The organism is Clostridium boliviensis, assembly GCF_033342255.1.
GTDB classification, from domain to species: Bacteria; Bacillota; Clostridia; order Lachnospirales; family Lachnospiraceae; genus Lacrimispora; species Lacrimispora boliviensis.
This window is the reverse complement of the sequence record NZ_JAWONS010000102.1, coordinates 1-15,659: the sequence shown is the minus strand read 5'-3', so window position 1 is coordinate 15,659 and position 15,659 is coordinate 1. Positions and strand designations below refer to the sequence as shown.

General features: G+C 43.6%; 15 protein-coding genes and 1 other RNA gene. 10 read left to right on the top strand and 6 right to left on the bottom strand.

What is annotated here, in order from left to right; genetic code table 11:
- Positions 1-37 precede the first annotated feature (37 nt).
- The 5 genes from RZO55_RS05310 to nagB form a co-directional block, all read right to left on the bottom strand.
- Positions 38-442: a bacteriohemerythrin gene (locus RZO55_RS05310; RefSeq protein ID WP_318063249.1), complete on the bottom strand. Its 405-nt coding sequence runs from the start codon at positions 440-442 to the stop codon at positions 38-40.
- 69 nt (positions 443-511) lie between these two features.
- The gene (locus RZO55_RS05305; RefSeq protein WP_318063248.1) at positions 512-1,519 is read right to left on the bottom strand and encodes an ABC transporter ATP-binding protein; all 1,008 of its coding nucleotides are present in this window, start codon (positions 1,517-1,519) and stop codon (positions 512-514) included.
- Positions 1,473-2,330, bottom strand: a complete 858-nt coding sequence (locus RZO55_RS05300; protein WP_318063247.1) for an ABC-2 family transporter protein — start codon at positions 2,328-2,330, stop codon at positions 1,473-1,475. The genes RZO55_RS05305 and RZO55_RS05300 overlap by 47 nt, the downstream gene beginning before the upstream one ends.
- Positions 2,323-3,153, bottom strand: a complete 831-nt coding sequence (locus tag RZO55_RS05295; RefSeq protein ID WP_318063246.1) for an ABC-2 family transporter protein — start codon at positions 3,151-3,153, stop codon at positions 2,323-2,325. The genes RZO55_RS05300 and RZO55_RS05295 overlap by 8 nt, the downstream gene beginning before the upstream one ends.
- A 351-nt stretch (positions 3,154-3,504) precedes the next feature.
- Positions 3,505-4,239 (bottom strand): glucosamine-6-phosphate deaminase, encoded by a 735-nt coding sequence (gene nagB, locus RZO55_RS05290; RefSeq protein WP_318063245.1) that lies wholly within the window; start codon positions 4,237-4,239, stop codon positions 3,505-3,507.
- 207 nt (positions 4,240-4,446) lie between these two features.
- On the opposite strand from nagB, the gene RZO55_RS05285 reads away from it, so the two are divergent.
- Positions 4,447-6,096 (top strand): DUF6128 domain-containing protein, encoded by a 1,650-nt coding sequence (locus RZO55_RS05285; RefSeq protein WP_318063244.1) that lies wholly within the window; start codon positions 4,447-4,449, stop codon positions 6,094-6,096.
- 19 nt (positions 6,097-6,115) lie between these two features.
- On the opposite strand, the gene RZO55_RS05280 is transcribed toward RZO55_RS05285, so the two are convergent.
- Positions 6,116-6,835, bottom strand: coding sequence for an anaerobic ribonucleoside-triphosphate reductase activating protein (locus RZO55_RS05280; RefSeq protein ID WP_336624260.1), 720 nt, complete (start codon positions 6,833-6,835; stop codon positions 6,116-6,118).
- Between the two features lie 49 nt (positions 6,836-6,884).
- Here RZO55_RS05280 and tadA point away from each other — a divergent pair, with 49 nt between their 5' ends.
- From tadA to RZO55_RS05235, 9 genes are all read left to right on the top strand, one after another.
- Complete coding sequence (tadA, locus tag RZO55_RS05275; RefSeq protein ID WP_318063243.1) at positions 6,885-7,373, top strand: tRNA adenosine(34) deaminase TadA; 489 nt, start codon at positions 6,885-6,887, stop codon at positions 7,371-7,373.
- A gap of 68 nt (positions 7,374-7,441) precedes the next feature.
- Positions 7,442-7,703: signal recognition particle sRNA large type (gene ffs, locus RZO55_RS05270), an RNA gene on the top strand.
- Between the two features lie 201 nt (positions 7,704-7,904).
- On the top strand, positions 7,905-8,984 hold the full coding sequence (locus RZO55_RS05265) for a 6-phosphofructokinase (RefSeq protein WP_318063242.1): 1,080 nt from the start codon (positions 7,905-7,907) through the stop codon (positions 8,982-8,984).
- Positions 8,985-8,995: 11 nt separating this feature from the next.
- The gene (gene dnaX / locus RZO55_RS05260) at positions 8,996-10,591 is read left to right on the top strand and encodes a DNA polymerase III subunit gamma/tau (RefSeq protein ID WP_318063241.1); all 1,596 of its coding nucleotides are present in this window, start codon (positions 8,996-8,998) and stop codon (positions 10,589-10,591) included.
- Between the two features lie 32 nt (positions 10,592-10,623).
- Positions 10,624-10,977, top strand: a complete 354-nt coding sequence (locus tag RZO55_RS05255) for a YbaB/EbfC family nucleoid-associated protein (RefSeq protein WP_318063240.1) — start codon at positions 10,624-10,626, stop codon at positions 10,975-10,977.
- Between the two features lie 2 nt (positions 10,978-10,979).
- A complete protein-coding gene (gene recR, locus RZO55_RS05250; RefSeq protein WP_318063239.1) occupies positions 10,980-11,576 on the top strand; it encodes a recombination mediator RecR in 597 nt (198 codons plus the stop codon).
- Between the two features lie 29 nt (positions 11,577-11,605).
- Positions 11,606-13,741 carry a tetratricopeptide repeat protein gene (locus RZO55_RS05245; protein WP_318063238.1) on the top strand — a complete coding sequence of 712 codons (2,136 nt, stop codon included), beginning with the start codon at positions 11,606-11,608 and terminating at the stop codon, positions 13,739-13,741.
- Between the two features lie 12 nt (positions 13,742-13,753).
- Complete coding sequence (locus RZO55_RS05240; protein WP_318063237.1) at positions 13,754-14,587, top strand: Cof-type HAD-IIB family hydrolase; 834 nt, start codon at positions 13,754-13,756, stop codon at positions 14,585-14,587.
- Positions 14,584-15,318, top strand: coding sequence for a CvpA family protein (locus tag RZO55_RS05235; RefSeq protein WP_318063236.1), 735 nt, complete (start codon positions 14,584-14,586; stop codon positions 15,316-15,318). Before RZO55_RS05240 ends, RZO55_RS05235 begins: the two co-directional genes overlap by 4 nt.
- The last annotated feature ends 341 nt before the right edge of the window (positions 15,319-15,659 follow it).

Here is a 15,659-nt window from a genome sequence, read left to right as displayed (position 1 = left end):
CTGGTAAGAAGCTGCCGTTTTATAACATTCATGTGTGTCAGGAATTACTCTTGATATGAGTGGCCACCTTCACATCTTCTCTCTTGATATGGTTGATCAGCCAGCCCGCAATGGCACTGTTCACTTCACCTACAAGAGCAACGGTAGGACCATCCTTATCAAGCTTCTGACAGATTCCTGCAACTACCTTTTTAAATTCTTCGTGGTAGCGTTTATGGTTAGCATAATCAGGATACTGGCTCTGAAGCTGAAGCTTTTCCTCGTCTTCAAAATGCTTGGCAGTATAATCCTGTAAAAATTTAGTGGTATTCGCCAGTTCTGAACGGCCTTTGCCGGTGGAACAAGCTGTCAGTAAATTGTTGATTGCATCAATCAGCTGGCGGTGCTCAGAATCAATTAACTGGTTTCCGGTCTCCAGATCCTTTGTAAATGTGTATGCCATATGTACACCTCTTTCATTAAAAAATTATGTAACTATATTTTACATCAATAGTTGGAAAAAACCAACTGTTTATTTCCGCCAGCTTAAATATAAATTAGCAACTACGTCCTCGATGGGCGCTTTTTTTATTTCCATATCAAGGATCTGTGGATAACTGGACAGTAATTTCATAACCATGTGGATTTCCAGGATATTACGGTCAAATTCGTACTCATGGATTCCGTTTTGTGTTTTTAGAAGTCTCAATTCAGGTAGAGAAAGAGGAGGAACCTCTGAGTTTGTGGTAAGCACAATCCGGTAAAAGCCGCCCATCACATTTCGCAGCTGGTCGAAGTTTCCGTCAAATGCTATTTGCCCTTTGTTAATAAGAATCATTCTCTGAGCCATTTCCTCCAGATCATCCATGTCATGGCTGGTTACTACCACAGTGGTTTTATTCTCCTGGTTTATCTTTTTTAGAAAACGGATCATCTGCTGTTTGGCTAGCACATCAAGACCAAGCGTGGGCTCATCAAGAAAGATCAACTCCGGACTGTGCAGGAGGAGCATGGCAATATCCGCCCGCATTCGCTGCCCCAGACTCAATTCCCTTGCAAAGGTTTTTAAAATATCGGACAGGTCTAAGAGCTCTGTAACCATCTCCAGGTTTCTCCTGTAGGTGGAATCGGGGATATTCCATACTTCCTTTTTCCATTCAAAGCTGGATAGAACCGGATGGTCCCACCATAACTCTGTCCGTTGACCGAACAGGACTCCAATCCGGCTCATGAGGCGAATCCGGTCTCTGGCCGGATTTAGCCCAAGTACAGAAACCGTTCCCGCCGTAGGCATAAGAATACCGGAAAGAATCTTAATGGTGGTGCTTTTTCCGGCTCCGTTGGCACCTGCGTAAGCAACAAATTCTCCCTTGTTTATCTGGAGAGATATCTGGTTCAGAGCCGTTACCACCCGTTTTTCCGGGTGAATCAAATTTTTAATGATATCGCGGACATTGCCGCTTCGCTGCCACTGGCAGTATTCTTTTATAATATTATCGATGACCAAAGCCGGAGTATCTTGGACAACCTGATTTTTCATAATGCTTCATTCCTTTCTTAAATGTAAAAATGGTTATTACTGAAAATATTGCGGCTGCAGCAGGCAGATAGAGCGCATCTGTAACTAAAACCGCCCCTGCTCCGTATTTCCCCGCTTTTATTAAAAGCATGGAAGGATACCATGCACAAAGACCTACAGGGATAACAGACAAGAATAAATGCTTTTGGATTCCTCGCATATTTCCCAGGGGATAAGTTTTCAGGGTTGAGAATAAATCTCTGCCCACACCTGCAATCTCCTCTGCGGCAGCAGGTGCAAAGAACGCCAGGCAGGAAAGCAGATAAATAAACGACATTACTATAGCAATGGAACAGATGCTGAAAAAAAGAAACAGCAAAATCATAAAAAGATTTATGGGAATAGCAGCTTTTTTTGCACCGTAATATGTGAGTGCAATTCCAAAAAGCAACATGGGAGAACCTGAGACAGGAGAAAAACCCTGCGCCAGAAGCTCTGCCCACAGAGGGACTGGCTGGATCATAATGTGATCTAACTGTCCACGCCCAATGATCCTGCTGATCATACCGGTATTATTACCGATAAAAAACACCATAAAAATACCGTCTATAAAAAGAGAATACCCCATCATAAATAAAATTTCACTTTGAGTCATTCCAGAAAAACTCTCAAAATGAAAAGATAAAAGGCACACACCCGCAATGGTGCAGCCACCGCTTACAACATCAGAAATCAACTGAATAAAGAAATAGCGGGTATCCCTAAGAAACCATAATAAATCCATTTTTGCATAGTGCCTGTAAAGCCTGATCAGAGTTTTTAAATTATCCACCAAAAGAGATCATCCTTTCTTTGCTTTTTTTAAACACATAAACAGCCAGAGTCCACAAGATAACAGCCCAGAAGAGCTGGAGCGCCAGAACCTTAAAAGGGAAACGTGCAGATCCGGTATAGATGGTTAAAGGTCCGTGAGCAACTGAACCCAGAGGCAGGAGTGAAAACAGCGTTCCCAGTTTTTTCGGAAATAAGGAAAATGGTATCATTTCTCCGGAAAGCAGGGAGTAAATGGCATCCCTGACTGCAAGGGCTGCAAAGCAACCATTTTTCAAATTCATGGCAAGTGAAGCAAAAAGAAGATCTACTGCAAACCCAATCGAAACCGCCAGTATCAAACTAATTAAAGAAAGAACTCCCAGAGTCGGAGATGCAGGCAATGGCTGGACAGACAGCACCGGTGCGAATAGTATCAATGGGACACCCAGAAATAAAAAGTTGGGAATCCAGAATCTGCCGATAGTTTCTGCAATAAAGCTGGTCTCAATTGCCATAGGCCTTAGAAAACGCCCGATTACGGAACCCTCCCACAGAGAGGAAGTGGCAGGAGAGATAATATTCAGCTCCTGATGTAATATGGTGGACATCAGTGTATAAGTCATTAGCTGGTCAAGGGAGACATCTGGAGGAAGGGCATTGGATTCGTTTAGCGTCTTCCAGATAAAGGTCAGAAGGACAAACTGCACAAATTGTACAAAATAGCCTCCTGCTATACAAAGAAAGCCTCCGTCAAATATTTGCTTGGAGCAGATGAAGATTGTGGAGCATACGGCTTTTGATTGTAAGCCGCAGCCGGACAGAAAAGTTTTTACCTGTTTCATAGGTCAGATCCTCCATTGTGTGTGATATCGGTAAATGGGATTGTCTCCGTTCAGACCTCCATTTCTAAAAAAACGCACAAAAAAACCCGGTGCAGTAGCATCCGGGCGGAAAATCAACCGTAAAACCAGTGGTAAAAACTACCGGCTAACAGAAAAATTCACAGATGGGACGCTGCCGTTTTCGTAAAAATGGGCGTACTGATACACGGACTTATCAAAATTGCCGAAAACTGCAGAGATATTTTCAATATTAATCCATAATGATGTGGTTTGAATGGATATAGGTCTCACAGCGTCTCACCTCCTTAAAAAATTAATTTATTTTACCATTAAAAACATATAACGTCAAGATCAGATGTTTTCCCATTTGGAAAGGGCCGCATCATCTGCAACAATAATGACATCCGGATGAAGCTGTAGAATCGAAGCCGGGACTTTCGGAGTTACCGGTCCACACAATGCATCATGGAGAATGTCTGCCTTATCTTCTCCGCTTACCATCAGCAGAATTTTTTTCGCTCTGATAATGGTACCAATTCCCATGGTATATGCCTGGCGCGGAACCTGGTCAATAGAATCGAAAAACCGCTTATTTGCTTCAATTGTGCTTTCCTGTAAGTCAACAATATGCGTATCCTTTGGAAAAATATCAGATGGTTCGTTAAAACCGATGTGACCATTGTGTCCAAGGCCCAGAATCTGTAAGTCGATACCGCCCAGGTTTCTTAATACTTCTTCATATCTGGCAGCTTCTTTTTGCGAATCAGCTTCTGTTCCGTCAGGAATATGTGTATTGGCTACATTGATGTTTACATGCTCAAACAGATTCTTCTTCATAAAATAGTAGTAACTCTGGTCATTATCTCTGTTAAGTCCCTTGTACTCGTCCAGATTTGCTGTCTTAACGCGGGAAAAATCCAGGTCACCTTTATTATACCATTCAATCAGTTGTTTATAGGTACCGACGGGTGTTGAACCAGTAGCAAGTCCGAGAACGCAGTTGGGTTTCATAATGATCTGAGCGGAAATAATATTGGCTGCTTTCCGGCTCATATCATAGTAGTCTTTTGCACGGTAGAGCTTCATTTTTATCAACCTCCATATTTTGGAAAAATTTTTTATTTTATTCTTTTATTAGGATATCATTTTTATGTTGTTGATGCAATGGAATTTAAGAAATTTGTACCAAAATATGAGGCAGATAAGTTTTTCTTTATTTTGAAGGAAATTTAAAACAATTCCTGTCATGTAAAAATGTTCCTGTGCATAAAATAGTGATAAAGGAGTGGTGGCATGTCTAACTATCGAAGACTAATCTCATATATTTATGCCTATGAAGGCGGAATCAAAGGAAAAAACATCGGATTTGCCAAGATAGAGACGAGAGGAATCCAGTGCAAAATTACAGTAAGCGTGAAAAGAATTTATGTAGGCAGTAACGACATTGGAGTTTATCTATTGGCCGGAGAGCAGGAAATATACCTGGGTAATATTTTCATACGAGGCGGATCCGGTGAATTCAGAGCCACGGTATCCGTAAATGATATTGAACATTCCGGGATTAATATGGACCAATGCTTTGGACTGACCATACATGATGTAAAAAATACATGGAGATCTTATACCACAATATGGGAGGACGCTGTTGCCCATGCGGCAGAAGTAGATCTGGAGCACACCAAATCTGCTGTTAAAGACACGTCCGACATATCGGAAGAACAGATAAAAAAGGCTGTTCAGGAGATAGAGAAAGAGTTTCCGCTTAATGAGAGCGATTCGAAAGAAACGGAGAGTCTCAACTCTCAGGAGGAGGATGTTCCTTCCAGGACAGAAGGCACGGTGTCAGCCGGCAGTGAGCCAAGCCAGGAAGAGGTTGGAACAGATAAAGTAAGTGGAATGGATGAGAGCCAGAGGCCAGAATCTGAGGTTCCCCAGGGGGATGAGTCTGTCATACCGGAGATCCAGCAGGCAGTGCCTGTAACAGTAACAGGTCCGACTGCAGGCTGGAAGCAGGGAAATCCACCTCCGATTACAGCACCAGTATCGGACTGGCGGCAAAATACCCGTCCGCTTATGACAGGACCAATTCCTGGCTGGTGGCAGGAGCCGCGTCCAACCGGACCAACACCAGGTGAACCGGCAATGAATGAACCCATGCCAACAGGAACAATGGCACCAGTACCTGTACCAACCGGACCAACACCGCCAAGGACCGAACCGGCGGGACCAATGCCCACTGGGCCCATCTCTGCAGAATCTGTAGCGGAAGAACAGCCGGAAGAAACAGAGGATGGAGTTCAAAGCCAGCAGGAAATGGTACCACTCATGCCAAAACCGGTCATGACAGAGTCAGACGATACCGGATTAAAAGATCCGGTCCAGATGAGCTCCAGTTCTGCCATATTAGCTGAGGATCCGGAAGAACTGAGTGAACCAAGTGCAGGAACTACCCGCTTGTACCGCGCTGACGCCGTAATAAAGGAAACAAAAAATCAAAATCAGACAGACCCCAAGCTGGGAGATCCAGAAGTTCTGGAGCAGTTGCGCCAGAAAGAAAATCTGGCAGATAATCTACATAGTGTGATCTGGGATAAACTGCGAAAAGAGCACACCAGAGTTCTGGCATTTGATTATGAGGATGGCTGTGAGATTCTGACCATCAAACCACAGGATATCGGGCTTCTGCCCAGAGACACCTGGGTATACGGAAATAACAGTTTTCTGCTTCACGGCTACTACAACTATCGTTATTTAATTCTCGCCAAGCTGTTTAATCCTGAAGGAACGCCCCGCTATCTGCTGGGGATTCCGGGTCATTATTACAGCAATGAGAGATATATGGCATCAATGTTCGGTTTTCCTAATTTTGTGCTTTCAAAAGATCAGCCCATGGAAGACGGGCGGTTTGGATTTTGGTATACGGATATAAAAATAGGGGGCTGATAAGGCCCCCTGTTTTGCGTCAGTAAGATTCACCGCGGAGTTCGGTCCTGGGAATAAAGGGTTTTAATATATTTAAAAACCCATGCAATTCCCTGTCTGAAAAGGAAGCATAACCTGGACAAAGAACCTGGTCTGAGTCCACATAGTTCTGAAGAAAGTAAAGGGAGTCTCCTTCCAGCCAATTACCGATATCCACAAAATCAACCATTGAATGAATCCCTTTTACAACTGTCGTGCGAAACTCGTAAGAGATACGGTTTTCCATTAAAAAAGCAGCACTTTCTTCTATGTTCCCTATTTTCAGACCGTTTATTCCCGCGGCCTTTTTATAATGCTCCCGTCCGGATTTAATGTCCATTGCAACATAATCCAGAAGTCCGTCTGTAATCAGTTTCTTTAATACATCAGGACGATAGCCGTTGGTATCCAGTTTTATGAGATAACCCAGATCACGGATTTTACGGACCAATGACTCCAGATCTCCGGAAAGTGTGGGCTCACCGCCGGTTATACAGACACCTTCCAGAATTCCTTTCCTTTTTATAAGAAAATTAAAAATTTCTTCTTCTGAAAACTCAGACTGGACATCATTTCCAATCAAACTGCTGTTATGGCAAAATGGACACCGGAAATTGCATCCACCTAAAAAAATCGTGGCAGCCACATGGCCCGGATAATCCAGAAGTGTTGTTTTTTGAAGACCACATAGCTTCATCTCTTCACCATTCCTTTCATTCATGGTATACTTAGGACAAGTATACCATATTAAATAGCAAAGAGGAATGATTATGACCACAGATGAAAAATATATGCGTCAGGCAGTAACACAGGCGAAGAAAGCCGGGGCAGCAGGAGAAGTACCGATCGGCTGTGTCATTGTTTACGAAGATAAAGTAATTGCCAGAGGTTATAACCGGCGGACATCAGATAAGAATGTACTGTCTCATGCAGAGATTACAGCAATCCGTAAGGCTTGTAAAAAGCTGGGAGACTGGAGGCTGGAAGACTGTACCATGTATGTGACTCTGGAACCATGTCCCATGTGCGCCGGGGCAATCGTACAGGCCAGAATGAAAAAAGTAGTCATTGGCTGCATGAATCCAAAAGCAGGTTGTGCAGGTTCCGTTCTGGATTTATTTCATCAAAGCGGGTTCAACCATCAGGTTGAAATGGAATCTGGCGTTTTGGGAGAGGAATGTTCCCAGATGATGAAAAAATTTTTCAAAGAATTACGTGACAGCAAAAAACAGAAAATGGAAGATACAATTGCCCCTTAAATCCTTGACAATCCGGAGGTTTCCATGTATACTTAACTGCGATTAAGTCATAATACGTCATAAAGTTTCCGTGCAGCCGGGGAGATAGCGGTGCCCTGTACCTGCAATCCGCTCCAGCAGGGGTGATGTCTCACCCAGGGCTGACTATTGCAGGGCTGCCCCTGATAAGTGACGATGACGTTTGGGTCTTACGCAACAGATCTTCATGAACCGTGTCAGGGCAGGAATGCAGCAGCACTAAGTGAAACCTTCTGTGTGCCGTGAGGGTGCCTGGACCGAGTTAACTGTCAGGGTAACGCCTGTGATAGCGGTTCAAAGTGAGACGCACGGATTAAATATAGTTTTCAGGACGCCGGAGAGCAATAATTTGCTTTGCGGTGTTTTTTCATTTTTAATTTTTCCTTACATTATCTTATGAAATAAAGTTTTCCCTTGCCCCACATTCCCCTTTGTATTATAATTGAGAATAAAATGGGTATAATAGTACCTATTTCCAAACAACAAATCTAATCAAAGAAGAGGTGTGCTTTCATGATGAGAATTGGAATTCTTACAAGCGGCGGTGACTGTCAAAGCTTAAATGCCACCATGCGTGGCGTTGCCAAAGCGCTGTACCGGCTGTTTGATGATATTGAAATTGTTGGATTTGAAGATGGTTATAAAGGGCTTATTTATTCACAATACCGCGTGATGAAGCCTGAAGAGTTTTCCGGTATTTTAACAAAAGGGGGAACTATTCTTGGAACCTCCAGACAGCCGTTTAAACAGATGCGGATACCTGACGGGAATGGCCTTAATAAGGTAGAAGCCATGAAGCACACCTATAAAAACCTAAAACTGGAATGCCTGGTTGTCCTGGGCGGCAATGGCAGCCAAAAGACGGCCAACCTCTTACGAGAGGAAGGTTTAAACGTTGTATCGCTTCCAAAGACCATTGATAATGACTTATGGGGAACCGATATAACCTTTGGTTTTCAAAGCGCAGTGAATGTTGCAAGCAATGCCATTGACTGTATTCATACAACGGCTGCTTCCCATGGACGAGTCTTTATTGTTGAAGTCATGGGTCATAAGGTAGGCTGGCTGACTCTTTATGCAGGGATTGCCGGCGGAGCCGATATTATACTGGTTCCGGAGATTCCTTATGATCTGGATATAGTGATAAAAGCGCTAAAGAAAAGAACCAGTGAGGGCAAGAAATTTTCCATTATTGCCGTTGCAGAGGGAGCGATTTCCAAAGAGAATGCGGTCCTGACAAAAAAGGAACTGAAAGAAAAAAAGAAGAATGGCGTGATTTATCCTTCTGTGGCCTATGAGATCGGAGCGCAGATCACGGAACGGACCGGACAGGAAGTCAGGGTCACTGTTCCCGGACATATGCAGAGGGGGGGAGATCCATGTCCTTATGACAGAGTGATCTCAACCCGCCTTGGGGCAGAAGCAGCAAAACTGATCAGCAACAGAGAATACGGTTACATGGTTGCAGTTAACAATAATGAGATTGTTAAGGTGCCCCTGGCAGAGGTGGCAGGTAAATTAAAAACAGTCGATCCGGAATGTTCCATCGTTAAGGAAGCCAAGATGATCGGAATCAGTTTTGGAGACGAATAAGGAGTAACAGCATGTCATATACGGCATTATATAGGAAATGGCGCCCTTCATCCTTTGTAGATGTGAAGGGGCAGGACCATATTGTGCAAACACTTAAAAATCAGATTATATCCCAGCGTATCGGACATGCATATTTGTTCTGCGGAACACGGGGAACAGGTAAGACCAGTATCGCGAAGATTTTTGCCAAGGCTGTCAATTGTGAGCAGCCTAAGGACGGCAGTCCATGCGGGGAATGCCATACCTGCAGGAATATAGCGGCAGGTGCCTCTTTAAACGTTGTGGAAATAGATGCAGCCTCCAATAACGGTGTGGAAAATATCCGGGAGATCAGGGAGCAGGTACAGTATCCTCCAACCGAAGGGAAATACCGGGTTTATATTATCGATGAGGTTCATATGCTTTCTACAGGAGCATTTAATGCATTGCTAAAGACTCTGGAAGAACCGCCTTCTTATGTCATATTTATTCTGGCAACTACAGAAGTGCATAAGATTCCCATCACAGTATTATCCAGATGCCAGCGATACGATTTTAAGCGTATCACGGTTGAAACGATTACAGAACATTTAAAAGAACTTACAGAAGCAGAACAGATCAGGGTAGAGGAGAAAGCACTTACTTACATTGCAAAGTCGGCTGACGGTGCGTTAAGAGATGCCCTAAGCCTGCTGGATCAGTGTATCGCCTTTCATTACGGGGAGCTTCTTACCTATGATAACGTGCTTGATGTACTTGGGGCTGTAGATATCACGGTTTTTGGCAGGCTGTTTGAGGCAGTAGCAAAAAACGAAACCAAAGAATGCATATCCTGTCTGGAAGATATGGTGATCCAGGGGAGAGAACTCGGACAGTTTGTAGTTGACTTTATCTGGTATTTAAGAAATCTTCTGATTATAAAATCCGTAGACGAGGCAGATAATCTCCTTGATATGTCTTCGGAAAACCAGATTCAGTTAAGAGCGGACAGTGCGCTTGCGGACAATGAAACACTTCTTCGGTATATAAGAGTGTTTTCGGATTTGTCCAATCAGCTCCGCTATGCTTCCCAGAAACGTGTTCTCATAGAAGTTGCCCTCATTAAGCTGACCCGTCCTCAGATGGAGCAGAACTATGATTCCATACTTCAGCGGTTAAAAAGTATTGAACAGCAGCTGGAGAGCGGAACATTTCTCCAGAAAGGAGAAGAGGGCGCGTCCTCATCTGCAGAGGCAGGTTCTGATTCCAGTGAGCTGGAAACACTGACTCCGGCACAGAGAGTTGCACTTCCCCAGGGACAGCTGGAAGATTTAAACTTAATCCGAGGTGACTGGGGGAATATCATTCGAGAACTGGGAGGTCCCATACGGGCGAGTTTCCGGGAAACAATAGTAGAACCTTCAGGCGAAAGCCGCCTCTGTGTGGTTTTTTCGGATCAGAGCAATTACCTGATTGGAAGCCGGGAATCTACGATTGAGGAAATTGAACGGTACGTGCAGGATCATTATAAAAAGTCCATTGCCTTTCAGACCAGGCTCCAGGGCGGAAACGAACGTATGGATACCATTTATGTCAGCGACGAGGAATTAAAAGCGAATATACAAATGGATATAACAATAGAAGAATAATAAGATTATCAAAATATAGGAGGACTTACACCATGGCAAAACGTGGCGGTTTTCCAGGCGCAATGCCTGGCAATATGAATAATTTAATGAAGCAGGCACAGAAGATGCAGCGTCAGATGGAAGAGACAACAAAATCTCTTGAAGAGAAGGAATATACAGCTGCAGCAGGCGGAGGAGCAGTTTCCGTTACGGTTTCAGGTAAAAAAGAAGTGACTTCCGTTAAATTATCCCAGGAAGTGGTTGATCCCGATGATATTGAGATGCTGGAAGATTTAATCATGGCAGCTACCAATGAAGCATTCCGCCAGATGGAAGAAGACAGCAGTTCAGCCATGTCTAAATTAACCGGAGGATTGGGAGGATTAGGCGGAGGATTTCCGTTCTAATTATGGATTATTATAGCAGTCAGATAACCAGATTAATAGAAGAGCTTTCAAAACTTCCAGGCATTGGAAGCAAGTCTGCACAGCGCCTTGCATTTCATATAATCAATATGCCGGAAGAACAGGTGACGGGTCTTGCTTCATCCATAACAGAGGCGAAACGTAACGTGCATTACTGCAAAGAGTGTTTTACTTTGACGGATCAGGAACGCTGCCCTATTTGCAAGAGTGAGAAACGCAATCATAAGGTTATTATGGTGGTGGAAGATACCAGAGACTTAGCTGCCTATGAAAAAACCGGAAAGTTTGATGGCGTTTACCATGTGCTCCATGGAGCCATATCCCCTATGCTGGGAATCGGACCTGGAGATATAAAGCTGAAAGAATTAATGCAGAGGCTGCAGGGAGATGTGGAAGAGGTGATCATTGCCACGAATTCCAGTCTCGAAGGAGAGACAACAGCCATGTATATCAGTAAGCTGATCAAACCTACAGGAATCAGGGTTACCCGCATAGCCAGCGGTGTTCCCGTTGGCGGAGACTTAGAGTACATAGATGAGGTGACATTGTTACGGGCTCTGGAGGGCAGAGTCGAACTGTAACTCATTTGCCTTGTTAGGAGATGCAAAGAATGGATAAGTACGAGTTTAATATAAAAGTTGAACAAATTAAAAAAATGGTCAACAAAAATGACTATGAGACGGCTATGAAGATCGCCGATACAATCGACTGGAGAAGAGTCCGCAATACCAATTTGCTTTCCATGGTAGCCTTGGTATATGAAAAAAATGAAGATTATCAAGAGGCAAAAGAGATTCTTTTACAGGCCTATGAGCGGGCGCCTATAGGGAAGAGGCTTCTTTATAAACTTGCTGAGCTTGCTGTAAAAGAGGGAAATATCGAAGAAGCAGAAAGCTACTACAAGGAATTTGGAGATCTGGCATCTGAAGATCCCAGACAGCAGCTTCTTCGGTATATGATTTTAAAGGCAAAAGGGGCACCGGCCCAGCAGCTCATTCATTCCCTTGAATCCTATACCAGCGTAGAGCTTGATGAGAAATGGCTTTATGAACTGGCAGAGCTTTATAGCCTTGCAGGCATGCAGGAGCGCTGCGTAGAGACTTGTGACCGGATTATGCTTATGTTTGGTCTTGGAAAATATGTGGAAAAGGCAATGGATTTAAAAGTCCAGTATGCCCCTCTGACAAATTACCAGATGGATCTCATCGAGAACAGGGACAAATACGAAGCCAGACTTCGGGCGGTAGAGCAGGAGTATGGAACTGGGAAAAAGGTAAGTGTACAGCTGAAACCGGATACCGACTATTACCAGGAAGCGTCGGAAACTGATGAGTACCCGGACATGGTATATGAGGAATCAGTGGAAGAGGATTATGAAGCCAGTATGCAGGAGGCGGAAGTTCAGGAGTCTCTGGCCAGAGAAATGTCCAAAATAACCTATAATGAGCCAGCAGTTCAGGAAGAACCGGCTGTGGAGCATACCAGAATACTGGAAGATATCCGCAGGGTAGGACGAGACATCCCGGTAATACCCAGATCCAGGGAGAGCTATATACCTGAAGTGGAAGAAGAGCAGGAATTATACTCAGAGCCGGTTATCGAAGAAGAAGAACCACAGGAATTTGACCATAAGGTTTATCAAATCCCGTCAGCTGCAACTGCAGAACAGGACGAAGACGTTACTCTTGAACCGGAAGAGAGTTACGTTTACGATGAAGAACAATACTCCAATTATTACGAGGGAGAGGAATCTGCAGTATACCAGCCTGATACTAGCGGTTATCATTTTCCGCAGGATGAAGAGGAAGAACTGGATTTTGAAAATCAGTATGCTGAAGAAGAGGAAGAAGATCTGCAGGAGCCCCCTGTGCGCAATCACCTTATGATTGAAGCCAGAACTCCCGAAAAAGGACTTCAGCTGGCAGTCGATGCATTAAAGCAGATTCACAGGGAAAGCGGTGTGAATAATCCGGTTGCCAAGATTACCGGATCAAAATTGTCTAAGCGGGGGATTTTTGCATCTGCAGATAAGCTTTCCGGAAAAGACTTAGTAATAGAAGATGCCGGAGATCTGACGCCGGAGGCTCTTTTAGAGTTAAACCAGCTTATGGAACGAGATTCCAGCGGAATGATTGTAGTCTTAATTGATAATCCAAAGCAGATGGAAACGCTGCACCAGGAACATCCGGATCTGGCAAGTAAATTCGAATGTATTGGAAGTGGTGAGGGAATTTTTGCTCCTGAACCGGTACCAGGCAATCCGGTACGGGAAGACAGAAGCGCCGTATACAATCGGGAATCTCACTATGACCGTTCTGTAGAATACCAGAAGCCGGAATACGACTACTCCGATTCATATAATCAGCCGGCTGATTACCAGGAAGATGATTTTTACGACGAATCTTCCGATGAGCCTGCGGACGAGCCCGTTTATAGACAGCAGGGTGCACCGGAGTATACCGGTGAGGAGATGGATATAGATGAATTTGCGCAGTATGCCTGTCGATATGCCAATGAAATTGACTGCAATATCACTGGAAAGAGCATGCTGGCACTTTATGAGAGAATTGAAATCATGGAAGAAGACGGAGTTCCTTTAAATAGAGAAAATGCAGAAAACCTGATTGAGGAGGCTGCAGACCGCGCTGAAAAACCATCTATGGGCAAGCGCATTAAAGGTCTGTTTTCTACGAAATATGATAAAGATGGACTGCTTATTTTAAAAGAGGAACATTTTATTTATTAATGGAGATTTAACGTGGATATAAAACTCATTGCAATTGATCTGGACGGAACCTTGTTGAACAGCAGAAAAGGTCTGTCCGAATATAATAGGGAAACTCTGATAAGCTGTATTCAAAAAGGAATACACATTGTTCCATGTACCGGAAGGACTGTTGATGGAATACCGGATGAGGTAAAAAAAATACCTGGAATCCGGTATGCGATCACGACCAATGGTGCTGTCGTAGAGGATATGAAAGAGAACACAGTGATTGACACCAGGCTTCTGAGCTGTGATCTCGCATTGGAGATTTTGCGGTTTGTGGATCCATACCATGTAATGTACGATCCATACATAGACAGGCGGGGAATCACAGAAGCCCGTTTCATGGATCGTTTATCAGAATTTGTTCTTACTCCGGAACTGCAGAATCTGGTCCATAATACCCGTGATGTTTATCCTGACATCATAGAGTTTGTAGAGATGAGCAATAAGCCCGTTGAAAAGATCAATCTTTTTTTTGGTGATATGGAAGAAAGAGCAAGGCTCAGGGCAGAACTGGATAAAAGAAGTGATATACTTGTTACTTCATCGATCTCCAATAACCTGGAAATCAATGCTATGGGTGCAACAAAAGGGGATGGGATCCTGCGGCTTGCGTCTCATCTGGGAATCAGTCCCAGTCAAACGATGGGAATTGGTGACGGGGAGAATGATTTTTCTATGATCTTAAAAGCCGGAGTAGGAGTTGCCATGAAGAATGGCAGCAAGGAACTCATTGAAGCAGCAGACTATGTAACAGGAACCAACGATGAAGACGGAGTAGCTTCTGTCATCAGAAAGCTGGTATTGGGAATGGAAATATGACAAAGCTGTATATGGAAAACTGGTTATCTGTAATAGCCGGAGTATATCTTCTCGGTATGGTTCTTTACGGACATCACAGAGGATTTATAAGGCTGGTAGTATCAATATTTGCAATGATCTTATCCCTGACCATTGTCCGTATGTCACTGCCGGCTGTAACCACCTATCTAAAAGAGAACACTACTCTTCAGCAGACGGTATCACAAAATATTATTAAGGCTGCAGGTCTTGGGCAGGAGCAAGGTTCCCAGGAAGAGATCCCAGAAAAGCCATCTGCGCAAAGAACCATAATAGAGAACCTGAATTTACCTGGTCCGGTTAAATCTGCGCTGATCGAGAATAACAACAGTGAGATCTATCAGATGATGGGAGTTCAGGCATTTACTGATTATGTTGGAAATTATCTTGCTGATACAATCATTAACTCAGCGGGGTTTGTCTTGCTGTTTGCTGCGGTCTATCTGGCGTCTAAGATGGTTATTCGCTGGCTGGATATTATTGCAAGACTTCCGATTATATCAGGAATCAATAAAATAGCTGGAGCATTGGCCGGCGGGCTTGAGGGATTGCTGTTCCTTTGGGTGGCATGTATGCTTGTCACTGCGTTTTCCGGCACAGAATGGGGTATGATTGTTACCCGTCAGATTGAATCGAGCCAATGGCTGTCGTTTCTTTATAGCCATAATCTTCTGAACCTTATGGTTCTGGGGGTACTGCAAGGGCTGATCTGAGAGAACAATTGTATTTATGATATATTCAATTAAAACAAATCTGCGGGTTAAAGACGAAAATGTCTTTTCCGCAGTTTTTTATTCCAATCCCAAGATATAGAAAAAATCCGTAAAAACGTATATATATAGTAGTGAAAAGAAGACATAAAAAATTGTATGAATAAATGACACAAATTCCCTTGACAATCTATTGGGGACATGTTATATTATAGTTCCGATGCGGAATATAACGCAAAGGCGGCCGATTAAAACCGGTTGAAAAAATAAAAAAAGTTGTTGACAAAGAAATGGCAACATGATAGAATAAATGAGTTGCTGATCGAGAGATAACAACAAAAAGC

Coding starts and splice junctions, on each gene's coding strand:
- RZO55_RS05280 (WP_336624260.1), bottom strand. CDS start 6,835: ATGAATGAAAGGAATGGTGAAGAGATGAAGCTATGTGGTCTTCAAAAA.
- RZO55_RS05285 (WP_318063244.1), top strand. CDS start 4,447: ATGTCTAACTATCGAAGACTAATCTCATATATTTATGCCTATGAAGGC.
- RZO55_RS05235 (WP_318063236.1), top strand. CDS start 14,584: ATGACAAAGCTGTATATGGAAAACTGGTTATCTGTAATAGCCGGAGTA.
- RZO55_RS05255 (WP_318063240.1), top strand. CDS start 10,624: ATGGCAAAACGTGGCGGTTTTCCAGGCGCAATGCCTGGCAATATGAAT.
- dnaX (WP_318063241.1), top strand. CDS start 8,996: ATGTCATATACGGCATTATATAGGAAATGGCGCCCTTCATCCTTTGTA.
- tadA (WP_318063243.1), top strand. CDS start 6,885: ATGACCACAGATGAAAAATATATGCGTCAGGCAGTAACACAGGCGAAG.
- RZO55_RS05265 (WP_318063242.1), top strand. CDS start 7,905: ATGATGAGAATTGGAATTCTTACAAGCGGCGGTGACTGTCAAAGCTTA.
- recR (WP_318063239.1), top strand. CDS start 10,980: ATGGATTATTATAGCAGTCAGATAACCAGATTAATAGAAGAGCTTTCA.
- RZO55_RS05245 (WP_318063238.1), top strand. CDS start 11,606: ATGGATAAGTACGAGTTTAATATAAAAGTTGAACAAATTAAAAAAATG.
- RZO55_RS05295 (WP_318063246.1), bottom strand. CDS start 3,153: ATGAAACAGGTAAAAACTTTTCTGTCCGGCTGCGGCTTACAATCAAAA.
- RZO55_RS05310 (WP_318063249.1), bottom strand. CDS start 442: ATGGCATACACATTTACAAAGGATCTGGAGACCGGAAACCAGTTAATT.
- nagB (WP_318063245.1), bottom strand. CDS start 4,239: ATGAAGCTCTACCGTGCAAAAGACTACTATGATATGAGCCGGAAAGCA.
- RZO55_RS05305 (WP_318063248.1), bottom strand. CDS start 1,519: ATGAAAAATCAGGTTGTCCAAGATACTCCGGCTTTGGTCATCGATAAT.